Genomic DNA, 5,722 nt, shown 5'->3' on the forward strand with positions numbered 1-5,722 from the left:
AAATGCTCAAATTTTCGTGTTGCATATAATACTTTGCCTTTTGTAATCGAGTCGTGACTATATAATCATTCACACTGCAATTCAAGACGGTTTTAACTTTCCTGTACAATTGCACCCTGGAAATTCCTAATTCATTGCAAATATCATTAACCCCAAACTCTTCATTGCTGATATTATTTTCAACGACAGCCGTGAAGTCAATTATAAATTTCCTGTCTTCTTTTTTCGATACCTGCGACTTCTCTTCTGAATAAATTTCTCCGGAGTAATGGTCCTTTATTTTTTCACGATTCTTGAGTAAACTCTTAATAGTCTTCTGCAAAAACAATAAATTAAAGGGCGATCTTGATTGTTTCATCGTTAATCAATCCGAACATCCCAATCAAAATATTGTAGACACCAGTAACAGGAGAAAATTTGATCCTAATTCAGGCGACCGGTTATATAGGGATCACGTTATAAATGGTCAGAAAATTTACAGATATTTCGTCGCAATCAGGCATATATGAAAGTAGTTTAGGGTATGGGCTCGGCGTGAGTGTTGCAGATTTAAACAATGATGGCTGGGATGATATTTACGTCGGTAATGATTTCCATGAAAATGATTATTACTATATCAATAACGGTAACGGAACTTTTACGGAAAGCGGGGCAAAACATTTCAGGCACTACAGCCGGTATAGTATGGGTAATGATATTGCTGATTTTAATAACGATGGCCAACCGGATGTAATTACTGCAGATATGCTTCCCGGGGATGAAAAAGAATTAAAAACTTATGGCAACGGTGAACATCTTGATGTATATAACCAAAAGATCACAAGGAATGGTTTTCAGAATCAATACTCAAGAAACTGCCTTCAAAGAAATAATGGTAATGGAATTAGTTTTAGTGATGTTGGGCTCAGAAGTGGAATTTCCGCAACAGACTGGAGCTGGAGCCCACTGTTTGCAGATTTTGATAATGATGGGAAAAAGGATTTATTTATTTCAAGCGGGATCGTGAAGCGTCCTCTGGATATGGATTTTATTATGTTCTTTTCTAACATTAAAGATCCCCGCGTTTATGGTAGCCCAGAGGAATTAAAAAAAACATTGCTGGATAAAATGCCCGATGGAGCCTCACATCCATTTTTATTCAAAGGTGATGAAAATACCGGCTTTAAAGATGTAAGCGAATTGTGGGGTACCGGAGACATGAAAGGATATTATAACGGTGCCGCCTATGCGGACTTAAATAATGACGGCAATGTAGATATTATTGTCAATTGTTTGAATGCACCTGCTCTGATTTTAAAAAACAATGCTCCCAAAAAAAATAATCTTTCGCTATCATTCAAAGGATCGGGGATGAACACTTTCGGTATCGGAACAAAAGTGTATCTCTTTTCAAATGGCCACCTTCAATTCCAGGAATTAATGCTCACCAGGGGGTTTTTATCATCATCGGAACCGAGGCTTCATTTCGGTTTGGACAGCTTAAAAGTGATTGATAGTCTTCTAGTCGTGTGGCCGGATCAAAAATATCAGTTATTAAAAAATGTACCGGTTAATAAACCAATTGTTGTCAATCAAAACGATGCGGTCGCAACCTATCATCGGGAGTATTTTTTTCCCGACAAAAAAGAATTATTTACGGATGTTACTTCGCAAATTAATACCCGATGGAAGCACGAGGAAGACAACTTTAATGATTTTAACGCACAATACCTCATACCACATTTAGAGTCAACGCGTGGCCCAAAACTTGCGGTAGCAGACGTAAATAAAGATGGGCTAGACGACATATTTATATGCGGTGGAAAGGGCCAACCGGGTTGTTTGATGATTCAAACAAAGCAAGGAAGATTTATTAGGGCAGATACGGCAGTGTTCTCAAAAAATTCAGCCAGCGAGGGAGTAGATGCCGTTTTTTTTGATGCTAACGGAGACGGATACCCTGATTTATGTGTTATAAGCGGTGGTAACGAATATGAAGATGGAAATGCTGCCCTTTCCGACCATTTGTATATAAATGATCGGAAGGGACATTTTAAGGAAGCCACACATTCTTTACCTTCTATTCTTACTAATAAATCATGTATTTCCGTTGCGGATGTTAATCATGATGGCAGTGAAGATATTTTTATTGGTGGCCTTGCCGAAGCAAAAAGTTATGGGTATGCCCAGGCATCTTATTTGTTATTAAATGATGGTACCGGAAACTATAAACTTGCTGATGAATCGATTATTCCGTTGAAATCAACTGGTATGGTTACTTCCTGTTCGTTTGCTGATATTAACAATGATGGCTGGATGGACCTAATAGTTGCGGGCGAATGGATGCCTTTAAAAATATTTATAAATAATAAAGGCATTTTTAAGGAATCCGATATTCCCGGATCGTCGGGACTTTGGCAAACTCTATATGCTACTGATATTAATGGAGACGGATACCCTGATTTACTTGCGGGCAATTGGGGGCATAATTCAAAATTATATGCAGGGAAAGACGGGCCATTAAAAATGTACGTGAAAGATTTTGCAGGTAACCGATCAATTGAAGATATTGTGACGTATAACATAAACGGTGTCGAATGCTCCTTCTTGGGTAAGGATCAATTGGAAATAGCTTTGCCCATGTTAAAAAGTAAACATCTTACTTACGATGAGGTTGCCGGCAGATCAGTTCAATATCTTTTCGGGGATTTATGGAATAATTATCTCGACCTAAAAGCAGAGACGCTAAGTTCCTCAGTGTTTATTAATGATGGCAATGGAAATTTTGTGCGAAAAGATTTACCGCAAGAATTGCAGTTGGCGCCAATATTTTCATTTGAATCGATGGATGGTACCGGTTCAGGTTCCTATGTCGCTAACGGCAATTTCTATGGAGTTTTGCCTTATGAAGGTCGCTATGATGCTATGAATCCAACCGTTTTTAAATACGACAAGCATGCAGGTCAGTTTAATGATATAACCGAACTTCCGGACATTGAAGGAGAGTTCAGAGATGCAAAATGGATTAATTATGTGGGAGGTACGAAATTATTAATCTTAGCCCGCAATAATGATGGTTTGATATTTTTAAAGCCAGATCCTTGATTTGTCTTCTTAATATAGTAACTGTAAATGTTAAGGCCGTTTTCATAGATATTGACGGAACGCTGATCACAAGCGATCACGTTATTAGCGATGCTACAGTTAATAGAATTCGTAAGCTAAAAGAAAAAGGCATTATAGTGATTTTGGTTTCTGCAAGGCCTCTATCAGGAATGATAGAAATTTCAGGTAATTTGGGATTGCTCAGTTATCCTTTAGTAAGTCTTAATGGCGCCTATATATCTTTGGAAGGTGAGATAATTTTTGATTCAGTAATTGATCCGAAAATTAGCAAAACGTTGCACGAGTTTCTAAAGAAGTATGATGCAACAGCTATTTATTATCATCATGACATGTGGTTTTCTGAATTGCAGAATGGCAACACAGATTATGAACAAAAAATTACTTCTGTCCCCATTACAATTCAACCTTTCAACCGCACACTGCAATCCTGGCAACATAGCCTTTCAGGTCCAAATAAAATTCTTGCCATCACAAGAGCAACAGAAACATTTGAAATTCAGGACCACTTGAAATGCCAGTTTATGCAACATCTTAATGTATACACTTCCAAACCTACTTACGTTGAAATAATTAACAATAACGCTTCTAAAGTGAATGCGGTCAGGTTGCTGATTGAACGGTACAATATTAAAAGAGAAGAAATTGTCGCAATTGGAGATAACTTTAATGATAAAGAGATGATAGAATTTGCCGGGATAGGCATAGCAATGGGCAATTCGCCATCTGAAGTAAAAGCTGTTGCAGATTTTACGACCGACACTAATAATCACAATGGGGTTTCCAAAGCTCTTAAGAAAATTATAGATTTATAATTTAGCGGCTGAATAACGACCGTTTAATCTTTTAGAATATCTCATTGGATTGTAAAATCAATAGAAATACAACGGTCCGAATGGATTAAATTAGATGATTACGTGAAATCAATTATGCCGAGGTTGAAGAATACTTGGAGCGCAAGCTTTTCATATCCTCACTTATCTTCCTATCTAATATTTTTGCATAGTGTTGAGTTGTCTTTATATTTCTGTGACCAAGCATTTTAGAGACTGTTTCAATAGGAACACCATTGCTTAGTGTAACCGTTGTGGCAAAAGTATGTCTGGCTATATGGTAGGTAAGATTTTTATTGATTCCACAGGTGTCAGCTATCTCTTTTAAGTAAGAATTCATTTTTTGATTGCTCAAAACGGGTAATACCCGATCTTTATTTTTACATAGGGGATGTTGTTCAAAACGATTTATGATTTCTAAGGCAGGGGGTAACAATGGTATTCGCGAAGGAACATCAGTTTTTCGGCGTTTAGTAAAAATCCATTTTTCTCCATCAATGCCTATCCCTATTTCAGAGCGTTTTAATTTTTGAACATCGGCATAAGCCAAGCCAGAATAACAACTAAATAGAAATATATTTTTTACTATTTCCAATCTTTCAATTGAAAATTGAATACCTGATAATTTGTCTAGCTCATATTCAGTTAACGCTGTTCTTTCAACTTCCCTTTTCGCCATATTAAAGCCAAGGAAAGGATCTTTCTGAAGCCACCCATTTTTTAGACAACGCAAAACAATTTTCTTAAAATTAGATAGGTATTTCATAGTTGTATTATGCCCGCATTTTCGAATACTCTTCAGCCAGAATTCATATTCAGTAATGAATTCATAATTCAGCTTATTAATATCTACATCTGGTACTTTGTATTTCCATTTCAAAAAAGATTGCGTGTGTTTGTAAGAGGTTTCATAGCGTTCCAAAGTACCCGGTGTATATTCCTGATTCACTAATGAGGCCATTTGGTCATTATGATATTTAAATACCTCAAGCAACATATACGTTCTTTTCTCATTTTTACCAAGAAGGGTATTTTTTATATTTTCTGCGGTTATTTCTTTATCGGTTTCAATGAGTTTTCGTTTGGCTTCAAATACTTTTTGTTGTAGTGTGTCGAGATAGGCATTAAATGCTTTTATTGAATCGCTTTTTCCGGCCAGTCTTCCCGCGCTTGGGTTCCATGTCTTAGGATCACATTTTCTTTTTGTACTTATTTCTGTAATGGTGCCATTTACTGTGATACGGATGTAAATGTGTGCCCCATCTGCTTTACAAACTTTAGATTTTTTAAGAAAAAATAATAATCCAAAACTCTTTTCCATAATTAATCATTTTTCGGCTTATAAAATTACACTTAACGCATAATAAAATATATACATGTGTTTTTATAAAATGTTAATAATGAAAGACTTGTGTAAAGTTGAGTGAGTCTTTTTAAATTGAAGTAAGACTCCACGAATCACTCACTGAAAAAAGCGATAAAATGGAGTAAATATAGGTAAGTCTAAAAATAAAAAAACCTGTAAAAGCTTGATTCTACAGGAGTTCTTTACTTATAGCTATTTTAAATAACCGATTTCAGCGGAGGGAGAGGGATTCGAACCCCCGGACCTGTTACAGTCAACGGTTTTCAAGACCGCCTCGTTAAACCGCTCTGACATCCCTCCGGCGCAAAAATAAGGTTGGCAAACAGTTCCTCCAAATTTGTTTAAAATTGTTTTTATCACTTAAATCAATAATAAGGATTTATAGCACGGGAATTGTAAGTTTTTGTTTTTAATATTGATG

At 36.3% G+C, this 5,722-nt stretch carries 4 protein-coding genes and 1 tRNA gene; 2 read left to right on the plus strand and 3 right to left on the minus strand.

Translation table 11 applies throughout. The annotated features are described in order from the left end of the window. Window positions 1–322 (minus strand): helix-turn-helix domain-containing protein (locus tag ACO1O5_RS21610; protein WP_486273993.1); only part of this gene is annotated, 322 nt, incomplete at its 3' end. 140 nt (window positions 323–462) lie between these two features. Between ACO1O5_RS21610 and ACO1O5_RS21615 the strand changes: the two genes are divergently transcribed. Both ACO1O5_RS21615 and ACO1O5_RS21620 read left to right on the plus strand, forming a co-directional pair. After that, entirely contained in the window at window positions 463–3,084 is a 2,622-nt protein-coding gene (locus ACO1O5_RS21615) for a VCBS repeat-containing protein (protein ID WP_486273995.1), read from the plus strand. Beyond that, the gene (locus ACO1O5_RS21620; protein ID WP_486273997.1) at window positions 3,081–3,917 is read left to right on the plus strand and encodes a Cof-type HAD-IIB family hydrolase; all 837 of its coding nucleotides are present in this window, start codon (window positions 3,081–3,083) and stop codon (window positions 3,915–3,917) included. Before ACO1O5_RS21615 ends, ACO1O5_RS21620 begins: the two co-directional genes overlap by 4 nt. 112 nt (window positions 3,918–4,029) lie before the next feature. Here the strand turns inward: ACO1O5_RS21620 and ACO1O5_RS21625 are convergent, their stop codons facing one another. Then, a complete protein-coding gene (locus tag ACO1O5_RS21625; RefSeq protein WP_486273999.1) occupies window positions 4,030–5,256 on the minus strand; it encodes a site-specific integrase in 1,227 nt (408 codons plus the stop codon). A 260-nt stretch (window positions 5,257–5,516) separates the two neighbouring features. Beyond that, a tRNA-Ser gene (locus ACO1O5_RS21630) sits at window positions 5,517–5,601 on the minus strand. Between the last annotated feature and the right edge of the window lie 121 nt (window positions 5,602–5,722).

The organism is Ginsengibacter sp., from assembly GCF_057362405.1.